Below are 22230 nucleotides of genomic sequence, written 5' to 3'. Positions count from 1 at the left end.
ATGGGTCAGCCACTTTATATAGTACATAAATACTATAAAATAGCGATCACGCTGTGCCAGTTGCGTAAGTCCTGAAACTCTTATAATGGTAACAATTTTTCAATTTAAGGATAATCTTGATTATCTATAATGTTAATGGTGGTTGTCTAAGTGAAAATTATTGTTTACTGTAAATACTTCAATTTCAAAAATCCACTAGATAAACCGAAAATTGAGACATTTTTGGTAAATGTACCTCAAATCCCTAAAATAGGTGAAACAATTGTAGTCGAAAGAATCTCACCCCAAAAACAGTTTGTAATTATCTTTGAGTATATTGTGACAGCAGTGCAATTTAACGCTTCTAAGGAATCGCTTGATTCAGCAGATGCTCAGGTAAGTGCATTTTTGAACCACTGTTGGGAAGGAACATCAAATTTCAAAGTTACAAACTTTTTAGAGCAATAATATTTAGTTCTTAGAGAAGTTCAAAACCGCCCATGCTATAGCTTGTTAAGCACCCTTTCGGGTCATGCATGGACGGTTTTGATAGTCGCATTTAGTCCCAATGGGAAAATTTTGGCAATGCGTAGTGATAATAACACTTTTAAGTTGTGGGAGGTAAACACTAGTCAGCTAATTTGCACACTTGTAGGCCATTCTTGGTCTGTGGTGGCTATGGCTTTTACTGCCGATGGCAAAACGCTTCTAAGTGCAAGTTGCGACAAAACAGCGTGAGTTCGACAAGTATTATTTGACCTCTCCCCCAACCCCTCTCCGACACGGAGAGGGGAGCAAAAGCGGAATGTTTCGTTGCTCCTCCCTTTCCATTTTGGAGAGGGAGGCTGGGAGGAAGAGGTTCGTCGAACTCACGTTAAAACAGTTAAACTTTGGAGGGTAAGCAAAGCAGAAGAGATTGTTACTCTCTCTGGTCATTTAGACTCAGTATCTGCTGTTGCTGTGAGCAAAGTTACACAATTAATTGCAAGTGGCAGCCAGGACAAAACTATCAAACTGTGGCAGCTTGTAGAACAGGACAATAGCTAATTTTGTAATATCAAGCGCTACCTGTGAAGGCAACTTCTGGAAATTTCAATTGAGCTTCTGCCATTGGACGGTTTCTACCTTCCTCTTGCCAGTAGTTAATCACTTCTGTCGCTTTATTAAGCAACTCGACACGATCCACGTCAGTAATCCAATGTTTGGACTCTAATTCCTTTTTTAACTCTTCCCAGGCATCATTTCTGGGCCAAAAAAAGTATTTAGTCAAGGGACTTGTGCCTTTGCCGACAATTTGATCGACTGCTAGAGCAACGTTCTCGTCTAACCACAGAATTTTCAAAATAAACTTTGTCAATCACACCTCCGGGAATTTCCGGGCATTACTGAACTAGGATAGCGATCGCTTATTTTAACGCAATACCCTATCAAATGACCAAACACTGATTGAGAATGGTCTACCATAAGGTTTAGTCGGCGCTAACTCAAAAATGCTTATGACTGCCCAACTGCCCCAATCTCAAATAACATCTGGTTCAGATTTGTATGAGCAAGATTTTTACCTGTGGATTCAAACCACAGCAGAACTGCTCAAGCAAGGTCGGCTGACAGAACTGGATTTAGAGAATTTGATTGATGAAATTGAAACGATGGGCAGGAGTGAAAAGAAAGCACTCAGAAGCAATTTGGAAGTGCTGCTGATACATTTATTGAAGTATAAATATCAAGCCGAGAAGCGTTCTGGTAGTTGGCGAGCAACAATTCGTGAGCATCGAAAACGCCTCAGACAAGCTCTAGAAGAAAGTTCTAGCCTTAAACCCTATTTTGATGAGGTTTTCGGGCTGTGTTATGACGATGCTAGACTCTTGGCTGCCGATGAAACTGAGTTGCATTTGGCTATCTTTCCAGAAAAATCCCCCTTCACGCCAGAGCAAGCCCTCAATCCCGATTTTTTACCTGAGCCATAATTTTAACCCGATCTAAAATATTTGACTGTTAATTTTGACCTTTGAATTCGGAGCGAAGCGACGTGACTGCTCAACTGCCCCAATCTCAAACAACATCTGGTTCAGATTTATATGAGCAAGACTTTTACCTGTGGATTCAAACCACGGCAGAACTGCTCAAACAAGGTCGGCTCACAGAACTAGATTTAGAGAATTTAATTGAAGAAATTGAAACGATGGGCAGAAGTGAAAAGCGGGCATTGGAGAGCAATCTGGAAGTGTTGCTGATGCATCTGCTCAAATATCAAATTCAAACTGAAAGACGGTCAAAAAGTTGGCAGTACACAATTTTGGAACACCGCAGGCGAGTCCAAAAGGCACTTCAGGAAAGTCCGAGTTTGAAACCTTACTTTGAGCAAGTTTTCGATGAAAGCTATCAAACCGCTAGACGACTGGCTGTGATTAAAACTGGATTAGCGATCGCTATCTTCCCAGAAAAATCTCTCTTCACGCCAGAGCAAGCCCTTGACCCCGATTTTTTACCTGAGTCATGAGCGGATTATGATGATGTAAAACTCTTTTGCTTCCTTACCCCATGAGTGAACCAACTTCTGTAAAAGCGATCGCTATTTTCGATATTGATGGCGTTGTACGCGATGTTAGCGGTTCCTATCGCCGAGCGATCGCAGATACCGTAGAATATTTTACCACCCAAGCATATCGCCCAACCCCACTCGATATTGACCAACTGAAGTCTGAAGGCGTATGGAATAACGATTGGGAAGCATCGCAGGAATTAATTTACCGCTACTTTGAAACCCAAGGACAGACGCGCGAACAACTGCAACTAGATTACAGTGCGATTGTTACTTTTTTCCAATCGCGTTACCGAGGCTCAGATCCAAATAATTTTACTGGATATATCTGTAATGAACCCTTATTATTACAACCTAGCTATTTAGAACAACTTACCCAAGCCGGGATTGCTTGGGGATTTTTTAGCGGTGCGACTCGTGCTTCCGCTAACTATGTCTTAGAAAAACGCCTGGGTTTGGAATCTCCGGTGTTGATTGCGATGGAAGATGCACCAGGGAAACCTGACCCTACTGGACTTTTCGCCACAGTTCGTGAGTTAGAAAATGGAATTGAGGAAAGATTAGCGATCGTGTATGTGGGAGATACGGTAGCAGATATGTATACCGTCGAGAAAGCGCGGAGTCTAGATTCTGCTTACACTTGGATTGGTGTAGGAGTTTTACCGCCCCATGTCCAGGAAACAGCAGCGCGTAGTGATGCTTATAGTGAGACACTAATAGCAGCAGGAGCAGCAGTAGTTTTGCGTAATGTGCAGGAATTGAGCCCAAAGCAGATTCAAGAATTGGTAAGTTCATCTGCCCGATCTGTGGTCTAAGATCAATCAAGCTATGGGTGCATGAATGACTAGCTGATAATAATTTTGCTTTAATCATTGGGAGATTAATAAAAATGTCTGCACTTAAACTGCCTAACGGCCCTCAAACTCACCCTTGGGTACAGATGTATCAATGGCTTACTAATCCCTTAGAATACATAGAAGCGTGTAATAAACGTTATGGTGATATCTTCACCCTCCAACTTGGATCAAATTTTGCTCCTCAAGTCTTCATTAGCAATCCCCAGGCAATTCAGCAGATTTTTACTACAGATCCAAAACAGTTAGACTCTGGTGCATCAGCAGGGATTAAAGCGCCTTTATTAGGACAGCAATCATTACTGTCGCTAGATGGAAAGCCTCATCAGCGACAACGAAAGCTGTTGACACCCCCTTTGCACGGCGAACGAATGCTGGCTTATGGTCAGTTAATCCGTGAAATAACAGAGCAAGTGAGTAGCCAGTGGCAGGTTGGAGAAACCTTTACAGTTCTGCCGTCTATGCAAGAAATCTCTTTCCAAGTGATTTTGAAGGCTGTATTTGGTCTTGAAGATGGGCCGCGTTACAAGAAACTCAGCAAACTCCTAATTGAAATCCTGAATCCCAAAATCCCTCTACTAAGAACAGTTCTGCTTATTTTCCCATCACTGCGGCAGGATTTAGGAGCGTGGAGTCCCTGGGGGAAATACTTGCGTTTACGGCAGCAAATCGATCAACTCATCTACACCCAGATTCAAGAACGCAAAGCACAACCCGATCTATCTGGGACTGATATTTTATCTTTGATGATGGCTGCTCGTGATGAAGCGGGAGAGCCGATGACAGACTTGGAATTACGTGATGAACTCATGACCCTATTAGTGGCAGGTCATGAAACTACTGCAACTTCCTTATCATGGGCGCTGTACTGGATTCATCATCAGCCGCAGGTGCGGGAAAAACTGTTGCAAGAATTAGATAATTTGGGTGAAAAACCAGATGCAAACGCTATTTTCCGATTGCCTTATTTGAATGCTGTCTGTTCTGAAACGCTACGCCTTTACCCAGTGGCAACGTCGGCACTAAATCGATTAGTTAAATCACCGCTACAAATTGGGGGATACAACTTTGAGCCTGGGACTATACTAATTCCCTCTATTTATTTGACCCATCATCGAGAAGATTTATATCCTGAGTCGAAGCAATTTAAGCCAGAGCGTTTTCTGGAACGGCAATTTTCTCCTTATGAGTATTTACCCTTTGGTGGCGGGAACCGTCGCTGTATTGGTATGGCATTTGCCTTGTTTGAGATGAAGTTGGTTTTGGCAACAGTGCTGTCTCGTTGGGAGATGGAACTGGCTGATAGCAAACCAGTGCAGCCAGTACGTAAGGGTTTGCTATTTAGCCCAGCAGGTGGTGTGCAGATGGTGGTGAAGGGGAGACACCAGCAAAATCAGGCAGTTCGGGAAAGTAGTTTTGTTTAGAAAGTTTGAAATAATATAAGTGGGAGCGATCGCATATAGCCTCTTAGGGTCGATTAGATAAAACAGGTTTACCGCTAGACACGACCTGTTCAATAATATCAGCCGCTCGGCTCACTCCACCAGCTCGCTGAATCGCCTCTTGTAATCTCAAGGCATTCTTTTTGTAAGAATCTTCTGTGATTACCCGCTTAATAGTGTCTCGCAACCTGTGTACACTCAAACCAGATAGTGGCACAAATTCTCCTGCTCCGGTGTAAGCTATACGAGCAGCGATTCCTGGCTGTTCATTAGTAATAGGAATAGCTACCAAGGGGACTCCGCTACTTAAAGCACCTAGTACTGCATTCATTCCAGCATGGGTAATAGTTAGAATCGATCTTGAGATTAATTGCTGTTGGGGTGCATAAGCTACTACCAAAGGCGAACCAGGTAGATTAGGAACTGATTCCTTTCTTTCAGGCTGACCCAAAGAAATTACTAGTTGCATATCTAAACCTATACAAGCTTCAGCAATAGTCTCAAAAATTTCTTCTTTGCGATTTTGTAAGGTTCCCAACGCAGCGAAAATCAATGGTTGATCGTTTAATTTTTCAAAGGGGAAAGATGTAGACGAAGAGATGGGTTCTAGCCCTGATGGATCTTGCAAAGGCCCAGTGTAATGAAAAAACTTTGCTAACCGTTCTCGTGGAAAGTCAAACTCAGCAGGTAGCTGACAGATATGAGCTAGTTTCCCCGCAGCATCTTCACGCTTGACATAAGGTGGTAAATTCCATCGACGACGTTGATTGACTACCAAATCCCAGATTTTTAGTGATAAACGGTTAAGCAAAAAGTTACCCGCTTGGTTTCGCTTGCGAGACCACCAAGCTTGGTTGTTGGGCCAAGATGTAAAGTAGGGAGGAACTGCCTCTTCTTTATTAGTTAGCAGAGCATTACATACAGTGACGAAGGGTATATTTACAAAGTCGGCAATAGTTCCACCGGCACTCGTTACCTGGTCAACTAATAGGGCTTCTATACCTACCTTAGAGAGTGCTTCTGGTACTTCACGGAAAAGCATGACTGTTTCTTTTTCCAGCCAACTGATTGTAAAACGCAACGCTGGTAATCCGCTCATCTCACCCAAGTGTTTATACATTGGTTCCAGACTTCCAAGCGGGAATTCAGCCTCTCCAATCGTGTAAAATTCTAAGCCAGCTTTCTGTACCTTAGTTTGAACATCGGGTATATGAAATAAGGTGACGCGATGACCACGCCGTTGCAATTCTCTACCCAAAGCACACATCGGGTTGAGATGACCGATCGCAGCAGGACAAAGAATCCCAAAATGAGTCATAGCGAAACCTTTAAAAAATGCAAGCCAAATACAAGTATTATCCGCTATTTGGTGCAAAATTTATGGACATAATTTCAGTATCAAACAATCTACAAGGGTATGATGTTTCACAGATGTTACTGGATTTTTAAGAACTTATCCAAAGCTGTAACTAGACTGTGATTCTTATTATTGTTGTGTTTAAGCTAAGACAGGCTTGCTAGTAGAAACAGCCTGCTCAATAATATCAACCGCTCGACTTACCCCCCCAGCCGCGAGAGTAGCTGCTTGTAATCTGAGGGCATTCTGTTTATAAGATTCTTCTGTCAACACCCGTTTGATTGCATTTTTCAATCTGGGAACATTCAGTTTCTTGAGAGTGATAAGCTCACCCGCACCTGTCCAAGCGATACGCGATGCTACTCCTGGCTGGTCATTAGCAACTGGAATCGCCACCATTGGCACTCCTTTTTTCAAACATTCCATAGTTGTATTCATTCCCGCATGAGTAATCATGAGGGTAGCTTTTTCCAGCACTTCTAATTGAGGTGCATACTCAACTACTAAAGGATTTCCTGCCAAGTCTGGTAGTGATTCTGGTTTAGCAGAACCTCCCAGAGAAATCACTAACTGAGCATCCAAATCTTCACAAGCTGAAGCAATAGTCTGAAACACCCAAATCAAACGATTTTGTAATGTTCCCATCGAAGCGTAAATTAACGGTTTACCCGTCAATTTTTCATAAGGGAAAGAAACAGGTATTCGATTAGCTGAAGTGTGGAAACTTCCGGTGAAATGGAACCAAGGAGCTAATTCTTCTCTAGGAAATTCAAATTCAGCAGGTGCATTACTTATTTGAGCCAGTGGAGAGTAGCTATCTTTAAGACTAGAATACAGGGGTAATTTCCACTCTCGACGATATTCATTAATCAAATCTTCAAGTGGTTTAACGACGCTATTAAGTAAGGTGTAGCCTATTTGGTTGCGTAAGCGTGCCCACACAGCTGGGCTATAGTTCCAAGTTGTGAAAAAAGGAGGAATGCTAGGTTCTTGATTCAGTACTACAGCGCTGCACACAATAATGAAAGGGATTTTCAGAAACTCGGCAATTGTTCCTCCCTCTATAGAACTTTGGTTTACTAGCAAAGCTTCTACGCCTGCTGTTTTAATTGCTGCTGGAGCCTCTTGGAGTGTCACTGATGAAACTAGCTTCAGCAGGTCAATAGTGTATCGCAACGCAGCCAATCCACGCAGTTGACCTAATTTGGCAAAGGTTTCTGCTGTTGAGCCAGGAATAAAATCTTTTTCACCAATTGCTTGGAATTCTATTCCTGCTGCCAATACCTTAGATTGAGTATCGAGTGAGCCAAAGAAGGTGACGCGATGCCCACGCCGTTGAAGTTCCTGCCCCAAGGGAAGCATAGTATTGAGTGGGCCTGTTGCTGCACCAGGACAGATGATACCAAAATGAGTCATGAGCAATGCCTCTACTGAATTTTCAAGAACTTATCCAAAGCTGTAACTAGGCTGGGCGGCCAACGGCGGATATTTTTTACCCAGTCGATATCTTTATAGCGGCTATCAAGTCCATAAGCTGCTACCCAGTTACTTTCGGCTTCACCTTGTTCTCCATTTACCCAATATGCAGCTGTGAGAGCGGCACGCACATCAGCAAATTTGGAGTATTTACGGGCGATATTTCGCATTTCACGGATTGCTTGCTCTTTTTGACCTGTTTCATAAAGAGCGAGGGCATAGTTAGCACGGGCAAAGGCAAAATTCGGAGCTATCTCATTAGATTTTTTGTAGTCTGCGATCGCATCTGACCATTTTCCTAAACCTGTTTTGGCATTGCCGCGATTGTTATACGCCATCGCATCGTTAGGATCTAGTTCTAGAACATGATTATAATCTGCGATCGCCGAATCCCATTTTCCCATCCCTTCCAACGCCGCGCCCCGATTTAAATATGGATCGGTAACATTTGGCGCTAGTTCTATCGCTTTGTTATAATCTGCGATCGCCTCTTGTAACTTATTCTGACTCACCCGCGAATTTCCCCGGTTACTCCACGCACCTGCATTCGTCGGAAATTGTTCAATAATCTTTGTCCAATAAGTTTCAGCCGTCGCAAAATCACCTTGATTCGTCGCTGCAAACGCTTGATTTGCCCACTCTTCGCCTTGTTTTAACTGTTCTTGAGTAATAGGCGGTTGAGATTGTGCCATAACTGGAGTACCCCAGCCAAACAGAATTAACAAACTGAGAAAAATACTAATCAACTTAATCATCTAGGTTTACCTGTTTATCTTGAAGATGGAGAGTGGGGACTGGGGAATAGGGAATAGGGAATGGGGAATGGAGTTCAAAGACTCGTCGCCGAGTATTAAAGACTCATTAACGGAGTTCAAAGACTCATTAACGAGTATCAAAGACTCATTAATGAAGTTCAAAGACTCATTAATGAAGTTCAAAGACTCATTAACGAGTATCAAAGACTCATTAATGAAGTTCAAAGACTCATTAACGAGTATCAAAGACTCATTAACGAGTATCAAAGACTCATTAATGAAGTTCAAAGACTCATTAACGAGTAACTCATTCTCTATTCCCATTGCCCAATGACGCCACTTGCTACCCTGCGGGAACGCTAAGAGCGAACAAGTCGGCAGAGCCGCCCAACGCAGTGGCTCCCCAATGCCCAATTTCCCATAATTACAATAATGACAACTGCTCATTAGGCGGCGTAAATCCCAAATGCTTATATGCTGCCTTAGTCGCCATCCTGCCGCGATGAGTTCGAGTTAAATACCCAATCTGCATCAGGTAAGGTTCGTAAACCTCTTCAATTGTTTGAGTATCTTCACCCGTTGCTGCTGCCATTGTTTCTAACCCCACTGGCCCGCCGTTAAATTGTTCAATGATTACACTCAGCATTTGGCGGTCTGTCCAATCCAAACCGCAGGGATCTACTTGGAATAGTTGCAATGCTTCCGATGCGATGCTTTCATTAATCTCCCCAGACATTTTTACTTCCGCATAATCACGCACTCGTTTTAGTAGCCTATTAGCAATCCGTGGAGTTCCGCGTGACCGACGGGCAATTTCTGTTGCACCATCTTCTGTAATCGGGGTTTTGAGTAATTGAGCGGTTCGCAGTACAATTTGAGTCAGTTCGTCAACTTCGTAAAATCGCAGTTTTTGAATTAAACCGAAGCGATCGCGCAGTGGTGAAGTTAAAGCACCCACACGAGTTGTAGCACCCACTAAGGTAAACTTCGATAGCGGTAAACTTCTAATCCGAGCGCTGGAACCCTTACCAATAGTAATATCTAAACGATAATCTTCCATCGCCGGATAGAGAATTTCCTCCGTCATCCGCGAGAGGCGATGAATTTCATCCACAAATAAGATATCACCTGGTTTCATATTCACCAGTAGCCCAACAATATCCCGTGGACGTTCTAGGGCTGGCGCACTGGTAATTTTGTAATTTACTCCCATCTCCGATGCTAAAATCATTGCCATTGTGGTTTTACCCAATCCCGGCGGCCCATAGAGCAGCAAATGATCCAGCACCTCACCACGAGACTTGGCTGCTTTGATGGCAATATCTAGCACATCCTTTAAATCTTTTTGCCCAATGTAATCAGCAAATCGGTGTGGTCGAATACCTTCTTCTTGCTGTTCTTGCTCATCAAAAGCAGCTTCAGGCTGCAAAATATTTTCTGTGGATGCTGCTTTCGCCGACTCTCGAAGCTGCTTTGGTTCTCCGTTGGGTTCTGGAGGCTGTTTTTTCGATGAGATTATCGCCATAATTCAGCTATCTACTTTGTAAGGGACTAAGGAGTGGGGAGCAGGGGAGGCAGGGGAGGCAGGGGAGGCAGAGGAGCAGGGGAAAAGGTTAAAGGTTAAAGGTTAAAGGGAAAAGGGAAAAGGAATAAATTTAATCTTTCCCCTTTTCCCCTTACCCCTTTCCCTTTCCCCATGCCCCATGCCCGTGAAAATTTTCGTTTGAGAATACCCGCGCCAATTTAAAATTTAAATTCCGGTCAATTACCCAGAAATACAAAAGTTATTATGTTATCTAAAAGAATCTTACCGTGCTTAGATGTGAAGGCGGGACGGGTTGTAAAAGGAGTTAACTTTGTTAATCTCCAAGATGCAGGCGATCCGGTAGAGCTGGCCAAGGTTTACAACGAAGCCGGTGCGGATGAGTTAGTATTTCTGGATATTACAGCTACTCATGAAGACCGAGCTACAATTTTAGATGTGGTCTACCGCACTGCTGAACAGGTCTTTATTCCATTGACTGTGGGTGGTGGCATTCAATCCTTAGAAAATGTTAAAGCTTTGTTACGAGCTGGCGCAGATAAGGTTAGTATTAATTCTGCGGCAGTGCGGGAACCAGACTTGATTAATCGGGCAAGCGATCGCTTTGGTAATCAGTGCATAGTTGTTGCTATTGATGCCAGACGCAGAACTAACCCGGAGAATCCAGGTTGGGATGTGTATGTGCGGGGTGGCAGGGAAAATACAGGCTTAGATGCTCTACTGTGGGCACAAGAAGTTGAAAAACGGGGGGCCGGTGAACTGCTAGTAACAAGTATGGATGCTGATGGAACCCAAGCCGGGTATGACATTGAGATTACACGGACAATTGCCGATGCTGTAGAAATTCCAGTTATTGCTTCTGGTGGTGCAGGTAATTGTGAACATATCTACACAGCCCTAACCCAAGGCAAAGCTGAAGCAGCATTACTCGCATCGCTCTTACATTACGGTCAATTAAGCGTAGCAGAAATCAAAAATTATTTGCGCGATCGCAACGTGCCAGTAAGAATCGTTTCTTGATCCACCATTTCCCCTTTAATGACATCCATCTGTGGTTAGACACACTTCCTTAAAAGGGTGTTAATATTATTTTACAAGTATTAACAAATATTAAAAAATATGTTGCTTCCTATTTTACTTTTTGATGTGGCCCTGGTAGCCTGGTCGCTGCACTTAATGGAAAGAGCTTACGAGAGTAAAGAATTTTCTCTCATGTTGGCTGGTACATTAGTTGCTTTGGCTGCTGCTGCCATGTTAGTAGTCTACTTTTTGATGGGGCACTGTATGACCTACTTGTTGCAAGTATCATAGAGAGTGCTTTATGTTATGGGAGATATTTAAAATCTCGTTTGCAGAAAAAGCTTGACAAAATGCTAATAATTAAGCGATTATATATATTGGATTTTAAGGGGTTATAGCGCAGTTGGTAGCGCACCTCAATGGCATTGAGGGGGTCAGCGGTTCGAATCCGCTTAGCTCCATTCTTCACACCCTAATTCTCTTCGTTAATGGAGAGGGTTAGGGAAATTTTTTAGAGGGTTTTATTGAATCGTCATTTTTTGAAAACCCATATCCTATATCTATAGAGAATTTTGGCAATATTTACTCAGATAAGTTAATTACAGCCACTGAGTAAAATCATTAGCCTGGGCGAGTTCTAGATAAAGCTTTAGAAAGTCCAATTACCATTACTCACAACGATCAGTCTTTTGCTTTGTTGCGCGGTGAAAAGTAACTTTTCTTGGTTCTTGCCGCAACACAGAGTAAAGCTATTTTTCAGGTATTAACCGTGGATAGAAAAAGTGCGTAGGCGTAGCCCGCCGCAGGCATCACTCAATCTACAACCTGTGTAAATAATGCAGCTAGCTACACCACATTTGATTACCGTTGAGCAATTGTGGCAAGAAGAGGATTAGAATAAATTTCTTCGTTGCTAATTAGCGACTCATTGCAAAAATCTGTTCAGCCGTTAAGGGAATGTTCGGAAACAATCTAGAATCAATTCGATCCTGTCCTCGAAACACCTTTGGGGGTAAATACTCTCCATCTTCAAGTTGGTAGATTGTAATGGTTGGCTGCTTGGGAGAACCAATGAAGCGAATGCCACCAAAAGCAGCATAGTCTACAATGATGTACTCGAAAACGCCCAAGTCCTCATATTCAGCAAGTTTTGTCAGATAGTCGTCCTTCCAGTTGTTGCTAACGACCTCAATGATTCCGGGTGGTGGAATATATGCAGCAGCAGAACTAGAGCTAGTTTTCATCCTCTGCCATTCAACTCTTGCAAATATGACAATATCTGCTTTCCGGCTTTTTTCCTTTTCTGGTGGTGCTGTTTTGAGCCGAACCTGCTTGGACTGGCGCGACACATAAGGCAGGTCATTTTCTTGGCAGTGATTTTCTAAATAGGCACACAGTCGCTCGATCAAATCCTCATGATTTGCATTTGGTTCTGATAATGGCACGGGAATTCCATCCAATAGCTCAAATTCTCTGCCTGAACCATCGTCCCAGGCAAGAAACTCTTCAAAAGTCAGTGGTTGTGTGACGGTTGCGTACATCGCCCTCGCTCCCTTGCTGACGGGTACTTCACTCAATGCTACCAAGATGTACAGATTTGTATATGGCTTCAATCATGCCATAGGTCTTTGATGCACACACCTTTCTAAAAGTTTTTGTGTCTTTCCTAACAAATTAGATGCAATAATGTCTGATGTGATATCACCATCCAGATTATCGTAGAAGTACGAAGAATGAGCATCTTTTGCTCCTACAACCATTGCCATATCTGATTGACCCATATTTCTTAATGTTTTCTCCATTCCGTTTGCATACTGCCACACATACTGATCGCAGAATAATAAATCCGAGCTAATTTCATCTTCTATAGCAGCTTTGAGAGGATAGGCAATTAAGTCAGAGGAATGAATTATATTTACCCATCTTAATTTCTGCAATCCAGCATTTTCTTCTTTATTACAATTTTTAAGATAATAATTGATAACCGAAAAATCAATATCTAGCATTTGCTTAAGGAATAATAGAGGAGAACCCAGTGTAGTAATGCTAGCTAAATTTAACAGATTTAGTTTCTCACGAAAAATAAAAGCTGGATCATCATTGCCTAAAGTATCTGAAAAAATGAGATCCCAAAGAATAAAACTACCTAGAGAATGAGCAATCAAATGAATCTCTTGTTGATTTGAGTGGTCATTTAAAAACTGACTCAGTTGTTCAACGATAGTTTTACGTATCGCTTTACCTCGGTCAGGATTTTGATAGATTAAAAAATCACCTAAAAAATTGCTGATTATCTCATTTCTTCGTTTTTTGTATCTGTAAATATCATCATACAAACCTTTATATTCTTTATGGTGTTCACAAACTCTATAAAAATCTTTTTCAATACATCCAATAGTTTGATGTTTCTTATTGTTGAATAAGTTTCCCCAGAAACTTGAGTAAAAATTTGCAGGGGTTGCTAGTTTTTTACGGATTTTTTTTATGAGTGCGTCAGCATATCTAGAATTCTGAGTGTTGACACCGTGAATAAAGAATACAAGCATACTGATGAATAATAATTACAGTTATAACTGTTAGAAATTGTACTGTTATAATATTTCCCCATAATCAACCTCAAATCACTGCGCTATAAAACAATTGTTATTTGATGTTGAGCCGTACAAATTTCGGGGAACACTAAACTTGAAACCCCAATGAGTCTGTTATATCAGTATTTACTAGAGAATATAGTATGGATGAATTCGTAAGGAAAGCAGCTGGAATAGGTTTGCCTGCAATTGTACTTATAATTACGATGGCTACTACAGGTCTTACCGGAGCTGCTGCTATTACAGCAGCTTTAGCAATGTTGGGGCCAGGAGGGATGATAGGTGGTATAGTTCTGCTGGGAATAATAGGCTTGGCAGCTGATATGTTATCTAAGTTTGGGCTAGAGGCGTTGTTAATAGCCATCTATAGACAGCGCTTACAAAATGGGGAAACTCGTAACAACATCTGCCAAGAAATTAACTGGCTACCTATCTCTGGAGATTTAAGGCGCAGGCTTAGAGAAGAATTTGGGTGCTAATTGCTTTCGTAAGCGATATTTGCTAGTGAGTATTGCCCCACCTGCTAAATTAAAGAGAGCTTTAATCTGAATCCGTCAAACCGATTCACAGTGAGCATTTCCGTTTTGCAGATAACTCTATTAAGCTAATCGGCATTTAAGTTGCATAAAAGTAGGGCTGAAGCCCTTACTAAGAGCTAATTATTCTGGAAAAATGAATGATGATTAGCTTAATAAGAGGACATAAGAACACTTGAACAACAAACACACTATGCGGATTACACCTGACGGTCAAATTACCATCCCTCCTGAAATCCAAGAGGTGCTAAACATTTCTCCTGATGTAGAATTAGCGTTTGAAATCGAAGGCGATCGCCTCTACCTCAAGAAAATACAACCTACCGATAAAATTTCAACCTGGATTGACACCATGCGGGGTTGCGCTACTGGAAACCTCACCACTGACCAAATCATGACCCTCACCCGTAGCGACGACAATCTATGACGGTCTTGGTAGACAGCAACGTTATCCTCGACATTCTTACCAACGATCCCAACTGGTTTGATTGGTCAGCCCTTCAACTGACAACCTATGCCCGTCAAGACCAACTTGCGATCAATCCCATTATCTACGCTGAGATTGCTATCGGCTTTCTCAGAGAACAGGAACTCATCACTGCATTGCCAGAAGATATATTTCAACGTCTCCCTTTACCTTGGGATGCAGCATTCCTAGCAGGTCAAAGTTTTCTTAACTACCGTCGTCGTGGTGGCGCAAGAACCTCCCCATTGCCTGATTTCTACATTGGTGCCCATGCTAGCACTGCTAATTTGCCTCTCATTACCCGCGATGTCAATCGCTATCGCACTTACTTTCCCAACGTTAGGCTCGTTTCACCTGAATAGCCATTAAATTGAATGAGTAAACACATTAGTACAACAAGGCAAAAGTAAAAAGTAAATTCGATGATCAAATACGCTATCACCTACCAGAACATAAAGCGCGATCGCCCTTGAAACTTACCTTAAAGTCTTTAAAAGATCACACTGTTGATTCCATCTCAAATCGCATCTAAAATTCACGTTATTTTACGAATGCGAATACTTTTAGATGAAATAACAGTAAAAGCTCCTAATAATTCATCTGCATGTTGATTAATGGCATTGGTAATAATTTCTGCTCTATCATTTGAAGCTAAACCGAATAATCGAATTAACACCACACCTGCTGCAATTCTACGCAAACGGAAAACTAACTCACCAAAATCTTTATCTGATGTCAATAAAATTGCACCTTCATTATTAGCCAAGTTCAAAACTTCATCGTCAGGAATTCCTGGTTCCATTTCCACAACATACAAAACTTCGTGACCATCAAGCCGCAGATGTTCAACGATTTGCCAATCCAAATTTTCGTCCCCTAAAAACTTCAAGAAGCTTTTTCAATCGTTGGATAAACCACATCATACCGCAAAGCTTGAGCCGCAAATGCCAAAGCTGCTTTAATTCCTTCATCGGTAAGTCGCGGATGCGCTTCTAGTATTTGCTGAGGTGTTTCACCCGCAGCAAGCTTTTCGAGAATTAATTCAACTGTAATACGAGTTCCTGAAATGACAGGTTTGCCCATCATTATTTTTGGATCGGATACGATTTTTTGCATGAGTTAAGATTTTTTGAACAGATAATTAATATATATAACGTCTTTGATCATTCTTCTTCATTACTTACCAGAACACAAGGCGCGATCGCCCTTCATTACTTTCTGGTTAGTCTGCAAATAATCATGTAGCAAATGGCAACCTTGAGTCAGTAAATTATCGAGTTTAATATCTGCCAAATCTCGGAAAATTACTGTGCCATTGCTACTACCCGCAGCCAGAGTCTTGCCGTCATGGCTGAAACTGACGCTGGTTAACTCATCTTTATCGCCTTTCAAAGCAATCAGCAACGTCCCTTCGCGGTTCCAAATCCTCACTTTGTCATCACTACTAGCTGCTAGACTCTTGCCATCGGGGCTAAAACTGACACTGATAAAACTATCACCATCGCCTGTGAGATTATTTAGCACCTTCCAGTCCCGGCTCCAAATCTTCACTGTGCTATCAATACTCACTGAGGCAATGCTTTGACTATCCGGTGTCCAAGCAACCCCATTTACTCGACGAATATGACCAGTCAATGTGTATAGTAATTGACCATTTATACCCCAAATTTTCACGGTTTTATCATCGCTAGCTGAAGCTAGTAATTTGCCATCAGGACTAAAGCTTACCCAATTCACTGCGTCTTGATGTCCCTGCAAGGTGTTAAGTAGTTTACCGTCCCGACTCCAAAGTTTTACTGTTTTATCTTTACTAGCTGAGGCAATTATTTGACTATTAGGCGACCAAGCAACACCCAAGACGGCATCATTATGACTCTGTAAAGTGTTGAGCAGTTGACCGTCGCGGCTCCAAAGCTTTACCGTTTTATCTTTACTAGCTGAGGCGATCGCTTGACCATCAGGCGACCAAGCTACACCCCAAACTTGACCCTGATGCCCCGTGAATGTGCGGAGTAGTTTACCGTCTCGACTGAAAAGTTTTACGGTTTTGTCTCGGCTTGCTGCTGCTAAGGTGCGATCGTCTGGGCTAAAACTGATACTAGTCACCCAGTCATTATTATCAGCTTTGGGCTTTCGCAATAACACATCATCCCAATGCCAAAGTTTAATAGTTTTGTCCCGACTAGCAGAAGCAAGGGTGCGACCGTCTGGGCTGAAACTGACGCTATTCACCCAATTATTATGTCCCTTCAGAGTTCCTAACAACACACCTTCAGAACTCCAAAGTTTGATTGTCTCGTCGGTACTTGCGGAAGCGATCGTGTTACCATTGCGGCTAAAACTGACGCTGGTAACTCCAGAACTATGCCCCGATAAGGTTCGTAGTAGTTTACCTTCTAGATTCCACAGTTTGATTGTCTGGTCTAAACTAGCAGAAGCAATTGTTTTGCCATCGGGCGACCAAGCTACACTTTTGACTGCATCCTCATGTGCCTGCAAAGTTTTGAGTAGTTTACCATCCCGACTCCACAATTTCACCGTCTTGTCAGCACTCCCGGAAGCTAGGGTTTGACCATCGGTTGACCAAGCAACACTCAAGACTGCACCATCATGTCCCTGCAAAGTTTTGAGCAGTTTCCCATCCGGACTCCACAGTTTCACTGTCTTGTCAGTACTCGCCGAAGCAACGATTTGACCGTCTGGGCTGAAACTAACACTATTCACCACAGCTTGATGCCCTAATAAGGTAGCAAGCAGTTGACCCTCTCGACTCCAAAGTTTTACTGTCTTGTCTTGACTGGCGGAAGCAACGATTTGACCGTCTGGGCTGAAACTGACGCTATTAACCACATCCTGATGTCCCGACAAGGTTTTGACCAAGCTACCATCGGGATGCCAGAGTTTGATTGTAGTATCCGCACTGGCTGAAGCAATTAAAGAGCGATCAGGGCTGAATGTAGCACTATTTACCCCAGAAATATGCCCGTCCAAGCGGTTATACTCTCTTAAGCCGGAAACTGCTTGATAAAGCGCCGTTTGCACTTGCTCTTTTGTATAAGAATCTACCCAGACTGTTTGTTCTAATTTTCTCCCCGCTTTTAAAGCTTCTTTTAAGGAATCAATACCTTTTTGCGAGGCAAAGAGGGCTTCACTTGATGCACTGAGGGTTTTAATTTCGCTATCTACTGCTGTCACAATGGAAACACTTAATCCTAATATGGCGAGAACGGAAGCAGTTAAGGCGATTTTCAGAGAACGATTTAATTGAGCTTCACTGAACCTTTGTTTCTCTTGACTTTCTACGAGTTTTGCTGTTAACTCTTTTTCTTTAAGTTCAGCTCGTAATTGCTCAATTTCTAACTGGCTCAATTCTTCCCGCTTGCGTAACTCTCGCAATTCTGTTAGTAAATCTAAACCCTGTTGGGGATGAGTATCTACTAATTTGGAACGCTGGTTATTTTGGCTAAGTTCGCTCTTAAGTCGCTCAATTTCAGTTTTGCTTTGTTCTACTTTGTAACGTAACTGATTTAGTTGTACCTGTAAGCTCGATTCTTGTTGTTGCAGGTAGCGAATTAAGTCTACTAAATAATCGTGAATCAGTTGATAGCGTTCTGGTACATCGGGAAATAGAACTACTAAACCGGAACTTACTAAAATATCTAATATTAACTCTAATTTGTCAGCATCTTCTAATTCTGCTAGCTGTGCTGCTAACTCAGCACGAGTTTTAAAGGGTCGGTTGTTACTTTCATCTGTTAATAAGTATAATACGAGTAACGCAGCTCGTTCATTTTCTGGGCCGCAATCTTTAATCAGTTCTTTAAGATATCGCTCGATGAGTTTGTTGGGTCTATATGGCTGATATTCTTCTAGGGTAGTAATGCGCTCATCTTGAATTTGCGCTCCCACAACTTGTAATTCAATGGGGCGAACTTCTCCAAATTCTGTTGATAAATCTTCGATTAAAGCATCAATTAAAGCAGGTTCTAAATTAAACTGCGATCGCTCCGTCAATTTTTGGATAATTGCTTTAGCATATTCTGGCGAAAAATTATTTAACTGGTAACGAATATGCTTATCGAGAATATTATTATTAATCGCTTCCAGTGCCGAAAGATGTTTAAAGTCTAATAAACGATGTAAATAATCTTCTCGCAAGGTCAGGATAACCTTGACAAAGGGTATATTCAGACAGTCACTAATAAATTTATCAAATTCTTGCTTTTGCTGGCGATCGCTATAACCAAAGAAAAATTCTTCAAATTGGTCAAAAATCAAAACTGTGATCAAATGGCGATCGGCATTTTCTTGGAGTTGTTGTAAAATTCTCCTGATCGCGAACGGTGTGTCATAAGGCAAAGCCTCTGTTTCAATGGCTGCTTCCGGCTTAATATCAGCGTAAACTGCCAGGGATGCGTCACTAGACATCGCCTCACTTAAAGATTTGCCTAATTCCCGTGCCCAATCGGTATAAACTTGCAGCACCACAGGTACAGCTATTTGATCGCCAATGGCTCGATTTTGCAGTGCTGGAACTAAACCCGCAGTTACGGTAGAACTCTTACCTACCCCTGACTGACCGTGAATCACCGTCAACTTTTGATCGGCGCGGCTAATTCTACCAATTAAGTTATTAATATCACGCTCCCGACCAGAAGCGGCAATTTCTAAAGCAACGCTGCTACTTCCAGAAGGTGACATCAATGCTGGATTTGTCGCCTGTCTTTGGGGTTGCAAGCGTCCTGCGCCGATAAAAGCCCGAAAACCATACTGCTGTTCAACAGAACGCCGTTTTTGTCGAATGTAATAGGCTTCCAGATATCGCCCTTCTTCAAAGTATAGCGATCGCAGTCTCCGCAATAAGCGAATATAACGATGGGCATCGTATTGATGGGCACTGTTTTCTAAGGCTGCTGGCAGTTCTTTTGTCGCCTTATCTAAGTATTCACAAGCCACTTCTAGCTCACCTAAATTTCGCTGTGCTTTCGCTAATACTAAATAGTAAATTTGCGCCAACAGTAAAGGAAAAAAACAGTTATAAGGATCGCTATGCTTTTGCGCCTCACCTAACTTCAACAGTGATACGTGTGCTAAGATACTCGCCTGTACCCATCGCGACTGCTGCACAGCCACTTGCGCCAAAAAACCGTAGTCACAAGCCAGTTGGATTTGACTACCATAAGTTTGATGTAACTCCAGAGACTTTTGAGCAACCGTCTGCAACTCTTCCCACTCTTGTAGATATTGCAAAACCTCAGCGAGTTGATTAATAAATCCAGCAACTATATCCAAACGCCCAGCCACCTGCAAGATATTCAAGCACTGCTGGAAATAAGATTTAGCTGTATACCAATGACGGCGGTTTTCTGTTTGATTTTGCTCTGCAAAACGGCAATAACACAGCCCAATATAAAACAGCAAGATTCCCTGTCGCAGAAGTAGGGGAGATGGACGAGATGGAGGAGATGAGGAAGAAAATACTCCCTCATCCTCCCCTGCTCCCTCTGCTCCCCCTGCTCCCCTATCCTCTATCTCTACTAACTTCTGCCAAACTTGCAAGCTTTGCTGAAAATGACTTAAACCTGTACTGATGCGATCGCTAATATAATTATCTAGACCAAAAACAAATTCTAAACTAGCGTGTAATTCTGGCTCTAAAGTAATACCACGATTGTGCAACTCTCTAATGGCAAAGTGGAGTTCATAGCTATGTTCCCAGACTTGCTCGACAGTAGAATAATGCTTGGCAACTTGAGGAGGTTGGTGTTGTGCAGCATCGGTTGGTAACACCGTAGCAAATAAAGAGTCAGTTTCCTGTTGCAGAAATTGCAGCAGTGATTGAGTTGTCATTTCAAACCGAATCGGTGTCGCCGCCCAACTAGCAAAATCTGGTGCTAAACGCACCACCTTTTGCAATATTTCCTCATTCACCCACAAAATCATTGGAAATGGGTGGCGCTTACGAAATTCATCTCGAATATGATTAATAGACCTAAGTAGATCATCGAGTGCATCTACTAACTCTAAACCTAAAATCATCAACGCTGATGGCGGATTAGCTTCGGTTAGCAGTTGTAAATGAATACTTGTGTAAAGGCTTCTAGCATTATGCGGCAAAACTACCTTTTGAATTTGGTGTACTCCTGAAGAAAGTTCTTCGAGTCGTTGCAACATTTGCTCTTGCAAAACTCGATAATTGCAGCACACCAAAACCAGAGAAAATTGACCGCTAGAAAGGGTAATTGCTCTCCCCAAACTTCGTAAAGCCCGCTCGTTAGCCGCTCTTATATCTACTTGTGGGTGTCGTTCAACCATGATTTAAATTTTTCCGTCTCTGCTAAAACTGGGTTGACGGCAAACCAAGCTCCTTGATGATCGCGGTATTCAAATACAAATAGACTTCGCAAAAGGGTGTGGTATTCTATATCACCTCTGACCTTCTGCTGTTGTACCACCTGAAAGATTAGTTCCCACTCATGGGGGTCGATGGCGTTAGCTCGGTAATCCCGTTGTCTTTGAATCACCAATTCGACACACTCCCGCTCAAAGGGTGGATCTTGTTCTCGCAGACAGTCAAACAGTAAACCTAGTAAGTCGCGTACATGACCACCACTAATCAGACACAATCGATCTAAGGTTTCCAAACTATCAAACACTTCTGTAATTAAGCCTAACCGATCGCTAGGTAAAATGTCTGGAAAAGCTCTAGCTAGTACCATTTGCCGCATCATTGCTAGCCCTTGGGTGAAAATCTCCCCAGAGCGCAAACGTACAGGTATCATCGGTAACATTTTTGGTGCGACTCCACCCCCCAAACGATGTTGAAGTTCGGCACTATCGTTGGAGAAAGTCAGGGCTAAGGGAATGGTGTAGACTACATGACAATTCAGTTTGCGTAACTGTTCACCACGCTGAATAAATAAGTATTCTGGCAGCGATCGCCCCGATGGTAAAGGTCGAATTGCAACTCGATCCAAGTTATCAACAATGACCACCAATCCTTTTTTACCCTTGGCTTTTAGTTCCTTATTGGCAGGTTCTAGTAATTCTTGATTAATTGACTGTAAAATATTCGCGGTTCGCGGTTCGAGATAATCTCTTAACCGCCGCCTTAATTGGGGACTTTCTTTAGCTTTCGCTGTAATTTTGGCAATCCCTACAGACAACTCTGCTTCTACACCAATATCAATTGGCGTATGCAGAAAATCCACAAGTTCACCAAATAGCTTGGTAAAATAGCGAGGTTTGAACCTAATTTTCATGGCTTCTAAGCTTTCGCTTACCTGTCCAGCGATCGCCAACAAAATATCAGTCACATCCACATCCGCCATTTCTAGGACATGGGTAGACTCAAAATAAACCACATGAAATTGCTGCACTTCTAACTCAGCTTTGAGGCGTAACAACTCCGTTGATTTTCCACAGCCGAGATGTCCTGTAAATAGTTGACAGGTTGGTATCTCCGGCGATATTCTAGCGATCGTGCGCTGCAAAGCTTCAATGATTTTGCCACCCCGCACCGCAGCAAAATCAATATAGTACCTGCGATCGCTAGCGTTTCCTATAATTAGAGGTCTGCTCGGATTACAAGCCTGATAAAATCTTTCTAAATCTAGCAGCATAACTAATCGAGTTCACTCAGGAATAGGGATGACAAAATCTGCTGAAT

General features: G+C 42.4%; 21 protein-coding genes, 1 tRNA gene and 2 pseudogenes. 13 read left to right on the top strand and 11 right to left on the bottom strand.

The window, feature by feature from the left end:
* Nucleotides 1–150 precede the first annotated feature (150 nt).
* From RMX98_RS21590 to RMX98_RS21580, 3 genes and pseudogenes are all read left to right on the top strand, one after another.
* Nucleotides 151–447, top strand: coding sequence for a hypothetical protein (locus tag RMX98_RS21590; protein WP_322677503.1), 297 nt, complete (start codon nucleotides 151–153; stop codon nucleotides 445–447).
* A 21-nt stretch (nucleotides 448–468) separates the two neighbouring features.
* Nucleotides 469–705 (top strand): annotated as a pseudogene (locus tag RMX98_RS21585) (WD40 repeat domain-containing protein); the annotation flags it as partial.
* 150 nt (nucleotides 706–855) lie between these two features.
* Nucleotides 856–1026, top strand: a pseudogene (locus RMX98_RS21580) (WD40 repeat domain-containing protein); the annotation flags it as partial.
* A gap of 10 nt (nucleotides 1027–1036) precedes the next feature.
* On the opposite strand, the gene RMX98_RS21575 reads toward RMX98_RS21580, so the two are convergent.
* On the bottom strand, nucleotides 1037–1336 hold the full coding sequence (locus RMX98_RS21575; protein ID WP_069071048.1) for a 30S ribosomal protein PSRP-3: 300 nt from the start codon (nucleotides 1334–1336) through the stop codon (nucleotides 1037–1039).
* A 139-nt stretch (nucleotides 1337–1475) separates the two neighbouring features.
* Here RMX98_RS21575 and RMX98_RS21570 point away from each other — a divergent pair, with 139 nt between their 5' ends.
* The 4 genes from RMX98_RS21570 to RMX98_RS21555 all read left to right on the top strand — a co-directional run bounded on the left by RMX98_RS21570 (nucleotide 1476) and on the right by RMX98_RS21555 (nucleotide 4799).
* Nucleotides 1476–1946 (top strand): DUF29 domain-containing protein, encoded by a 471-nt coding sequence (locus tag RMX98_RS21570; protein ID WP_322677504.1) that lies wholly within the window; start codon nucleotides 1476–1478, stop codon nucleotides 1944–1946.
* A gap of 62 nt (nucleotides 1947–2008) precedes the next feature.
* Nucleotides 2009–2479, top strand: a complete 471-nt coding sequence (locus tag RMX98_RS21565) for a DUF29 domain-containing protein (protein ID WP_322677505.1) — start codon at nucleotides 2009–2011, stop codon at nucleotides 2477–2479.
* A gap of 41 nt (nucleotides 2480–2520) precedes the next feature.
* Nucleotides 2521–3336 carry a TIGR01548 family HAD-type hydrolase gene (locus RMX98_RS21560; protein ID WP_322677506.1) on the top strand — a complete coding sequence of 272 codons (816 nt, stop codon included), beginning with the start codon at nucleotides 2521–2523 and terminating at the stop codon, nucleotides 3334–3336.
* A 74-nt stretch (nucleotides 3337–3410) separates the two neighbouring features.
* Nucleotides 3411–4799, top strand: a complete 1389-nt coding sequence (locus RMX98_RS21555) for a cytochrome P450 (protein ID WP_322677507.1) — start codon at nucleotides 3411–3413, stop codon at nucleotides 4797–4799.
* Between the two features lie 43 nt (nucleotides 4800–4842).
* Here RMX98_RS21555 and RMX98_RS21550 read toward each other — a convergent pair whose 3' ends face one another.
* From RMX98_RS21550 to ruvB, 4 genes are all read right to left on the bottom strand, one after another.
* Complete coding sequence (locus tag RMX98_RS21550; protein ID WP_322677508.1) at nucleotides 4843–6135, bottom strand: glycosyltransferase; 1293 nt, start codon at nucleotides 6133–6135, stop codon at nucleotides 4843–4845.
* Nucleotides 6136–6315: 180 nt separating this feature from the next.
* Nucleotides 6316–7590: a glycosyltransferase gene (locus RMX98_RS21545; RefSeq protein WP_322677509.1), complete on the bottom strand. Its 1275-nt coding sequence runs from the start codon at nucleotides 7588–7590 to the stop codon at nucleotides 6316–6318.
* 11 nt (nucleotides 7591–7601) lie between these two features.
* Complete coding sequence (locus tag RMX98_RS21540; protein ID WP_322677510.1) at nucleotides 7602–8405, bottom strand: tetratricopeptide repeat protein; 804 nt, start codon at nucleotides 8403–8405, stop codon at nucleotides 7602–7604.
* A 424-nt stretch (nucleotides 8406–8829) separates the two neighbouring features.
* Entirely contained in the window at nucleotides 8830–9930 is a 1101-nt protein-coding gene (gene ruvB / locus RMX98_RS21535) for a Holliday junction branch migration DNA helicase RuvB (RefSeq protein WP_322677511.1), read from the bottom strand.
* A gap of 264 nt (nucleotides 9931–10194) precedes the next feature.
* On the opposite strand from ruvB, the gene hisF reads away from it, so the two are divergent.
* From hisF to RMX98_RS21520, 3 genes are all read left to right on the top strand, one after another.
* On the top strand, nucleotides 10195–10968 hold the full coding sequence (gene hisF, locus RMX98_RS21530) for an imidazole glycerol phosphate synthase subunit HisF (protein WP_322677512.1): 774 nt from the start codon (nucleotides 10195–10197) through the stop codon (nucleotides 10966–10968).
* A gap of 99 nt (nucleotides 10969–11067) precedes the next feature.
* Entirely contained in the window at nucleotides 11068–11259 is a 192-nt protein-coding gene (locus RMX98_RS21525) for a hypothetical protein (RefSeq protein WP_069071057.1), read from the top strand.
* A gap of 97 nt (nucleotides 11260–11356) precedes the next feature.
* Nucleotides 11357–11429: transfer RNA gene (locus tag RMX98_RS21520), tRNA-Ala, on the top strand.
* 456 nt (nucleotides 11430–11885) lie between these two features.
* Here the strand turns inward: RMX98_RS21520 and RMX98_RS21515 are convergent.
* Both RMX98_RS21515 and RMX98_RS21510 read right to left on the bottom strand, forming a co-directional pair.
* Nucleotides 11886–12509: a Uma2 family endonuclease gene (locus RMX98_RS21515; protein ID WP_322677513.1), complete on the bottom strand. Its 624-nt coding sequence runs from the start codon at nucleotides 12507–12509 to the stop codon at nucleotides 11886–11888.
* A gap of 72 nt (nucleotides 12510–12581) precedes the next feature.
* Nucleotides 12582–13514 (bottom strand): hypothetical protein, encoded by a 933-nt coding sequence (locus RMX98_RS21510; RefSeq protein ID WP_322677514.1) that lies wholly within the window; start codon nucleotides 13512–13514, stop codon nucleotides 12582–12584.
* Nucleotides 13515–13702: 188 nt separating this feature from the next.
* Here RMX98_RS21510 and RMX98_RS21505 point away from each other — a divergent pair, with 188 nt between their 5' ends.
* The 3 genes from RMX98_RS21505 (at nucleotide 13703) to RMX98_RS21495 (ending at nucleotide 14923) form a co-directional block, all read left to right on the top strand.
* Nucleotides 13703–14038, top strand: coding sequence for a hypothetical protein (locus RMX98_RS21505; protein WP_292733993.1), 336 nt, complete (start codon nucleotides 13703–13705; stop codon nucleotides 14036–14038).
* A gap of 250 nt (nucleotides 14039–14288) precedes the next feature.
* A complete protein-coding gene (locus tag RMX98_RS21500; RefSeq protein ID WP_322677515.1) occupies nucleotides 14289–14522 on the top strand; it encodes an AbrB/MazE/SpoVT family DNA-binding domain-containing protein in 234 nt (77 codons plus the stop codon).
* A complete protein-coding gene (locus tag RMX98_RS21495) occupies nucleotides 14519–14923 on the top strand; it encodes a type II toxin-antitoxin system VapC family toxin (protein ID WP_322677516.1) in 405 nt (134 codons plus the stop codon). The genes RMX98_RS21500 and RMX98_RS21495 overlap by 4 nt, the downstream gene beginning before the upstream one ends.
* Nucleotides 14924–15096: 173 nt before the next feature.
* Here RMX98_RS21495 and RMX98_RS21490 read toward each other — a convergent pair whose 3' ends face one another.
* Genes RMX98_RS21490 through RMX98_RS21475 form a run of 4 tightly spaced genes read right to left on the bottom strand, consistent with a single transcriptional unit; the run spans nucleotide 15097 to nucleotide 22183 of the window.
* Nucleotides 15097–15450, bottom strand: coding sequence for a DUF5615 family PIN-like protein (locus RMX98_RS21490; RefSeq protein ID WP_322677517.1), 354 nt, complete (start codon nucleotides 15448–15450; stop codon nucleotides 15097–15099).
* Nucleotides 15447–15677, bottom strand: a complete 231-nt coding sequence (locus RMX98_RS21485; RefSeq protein WP_322677518.1) for a DUF433 domain-containing protein — start codon at nucleotides 15675–15677, stop codon at nucleotides 15447–15449. Before RMX98_RS21485 ends, RMX98_RS21490 begins: the two co-directional genes overlap by 4 nt.
* Nucleotides 15678–15737: 60 nt before the next feature.
* Nucleotides 15738–20876 carry an eIF2A-related protein gene (locus RMX98_RS21480; protein ID WP_322677519.1) on the bottom strand — a complete coding sequence of 1713 codons (5139 nt, stop codon included), beginning with the start codon at nucleotides 20874–20876 and terminating at the stop codon, nucleotides 15738–15740.
* Entirely contained in the window at nucleotides 20852–22183 is a 1332-nt protein-coding gene (locus RMX98_RS21475; RefSeq protein WP_322677520.1) for a P-loop NTPase fold protein, read from the bottom strand. Before RMX98_RS21475 ends, RMX98_RS21480 begins: the two co-directional genes overlap by 25 nt.
* Nucleotides 22184–22230: the final 47 nt, after the last annotated feature.

Origin of the sequence: Nostoc sp. DedQUE02 (assembly GCF_034531035.1) — a bacterium.
Lineage (GTDB): Bacteria > Cyanobacteriota > Cyanobacteriia > Cyanobacteriales > Nostocaceae > Nostoc.
This window is presented reverse-complemented; position numbering and strand designations above follow the sequence as displayed.

Bases quoted from the DNA above. Each gene is read 5' to 3' on its own strand.
- RMX98_RS21500 (WP_322677515.1), top strand. From the start codon at position 14,289: ATGCGGATTACACCTGACGGTCAAATTACCATCCCTCCTGAAATCCAA.
- RMX98_RS21560 (WP_322677506.1), top strand. From the start codon at position 2,521: ATGAGTGAACCAACTTCTGTAAAAGCGATCGCTATTTTCGATATTGAT.
- RMX98_RS21550 (WP_322677508.1), bottom strand. From the start codon at position 6,135: ATGACTCATTTTGGGATTCTTTGTCCTGCTGCGATCGGTCATCTCAAC.
- RMX98_RS21570 (WP_322677504.1), top strand. From the start codon at position 1,476: ATGACTGCCCAACTGCCCCAATCTCAAATAACATCTGGTTCAGATTTG.
- RMX98_RS21475 (WP_322677520.1), bottom strand. From the start codon at position 22,183: ATGCTGCTAGATTTAGAAAGATTTTATCAGGCTTGTAATCCGAGCAGA.
- RMX98_RS21545 (WP_322677509.1), bottom strand. From the start codon at position 7,590: ATGACTCATTTTGGTATCATCTGTCCTGGTGCAGCAACAGGCCCACTC.
- RMX98_RS21515 (WP_322677513.1), bottom strand. From the start codon at position 12,509: ATGTACGCAACCGTCACACAACCACTGACTTTTGAAGAGTTTCTTGCC.
- RMX98_RS21510 (WP_322677514.1), bottom strand. From the start codon at position 13,514: ATGCTTGTATTCTTTATTCACGGTGTCAACACTCAGAATTCTAGATAT.
- RMX98_RS21495 (WP_322677516.1), top strand. From the start codon at position 14,519: ATGACGGTCTTGGTAGACAGCAACGTTATCCTCGACATTCTTACCAAC.
- RMX98_RS21525 (WP_069071057.1), top strand. From the start codon at position 11,068: ATGTTGCTTCCTATTTTACTTTTTGATGTGGCCCTGGTAGCCTGGTCG.
- RMX98_RS21480 (WP_322677519.1), bottom strand. From the start codon at position 20,876: ATGGTTGAACGACACCCACAAGTAGATATAAGAGCGGCTAACGAGCGG.
- RMX98_RS21540 (WP_322677510.1), bottom strand. From the start codon at position 8,405: ATGATTAAGTTGATTAGTATTTTTCTCAGTTTGTTAATTCTGTTTGGC.
- ruvB (WP_322677511.1), bottom strand. From the start codon at position 9,930: ATGGCGATAATCTCATCGAAAAAACAGCCTCCAGAACCCAACGGAGAA.
- RMX98_RS21505 (WP_292733993.1), top strand. From the start codon at position 13,703: ATGGATGAATTCGTAAGGAAAGCAGCTGGAATAGGTTTGCCTGCAATT.
- RMX98_RS21485 (WP_322677518.1), bottom strand. From the start codon at position 15,677: ATGCAAAAAATCGTATCCGATCCAAAAATAATGATGGGCAAACCTGTC.
- RMX98_RS21555 (WP_322677507.1), top strand. From the start codon at position 3,411: ATGTCTGCACTTAAACTGCCTAACGGCCCTCAAACTCACCCTTGGGTA.
- hisF (WP_322677512.1), top strand. From the start codon at position 10,195: ATGTTATCTAAAAGAATCTTACCGTGCTTAGATGTGAAGGCGGGACGG.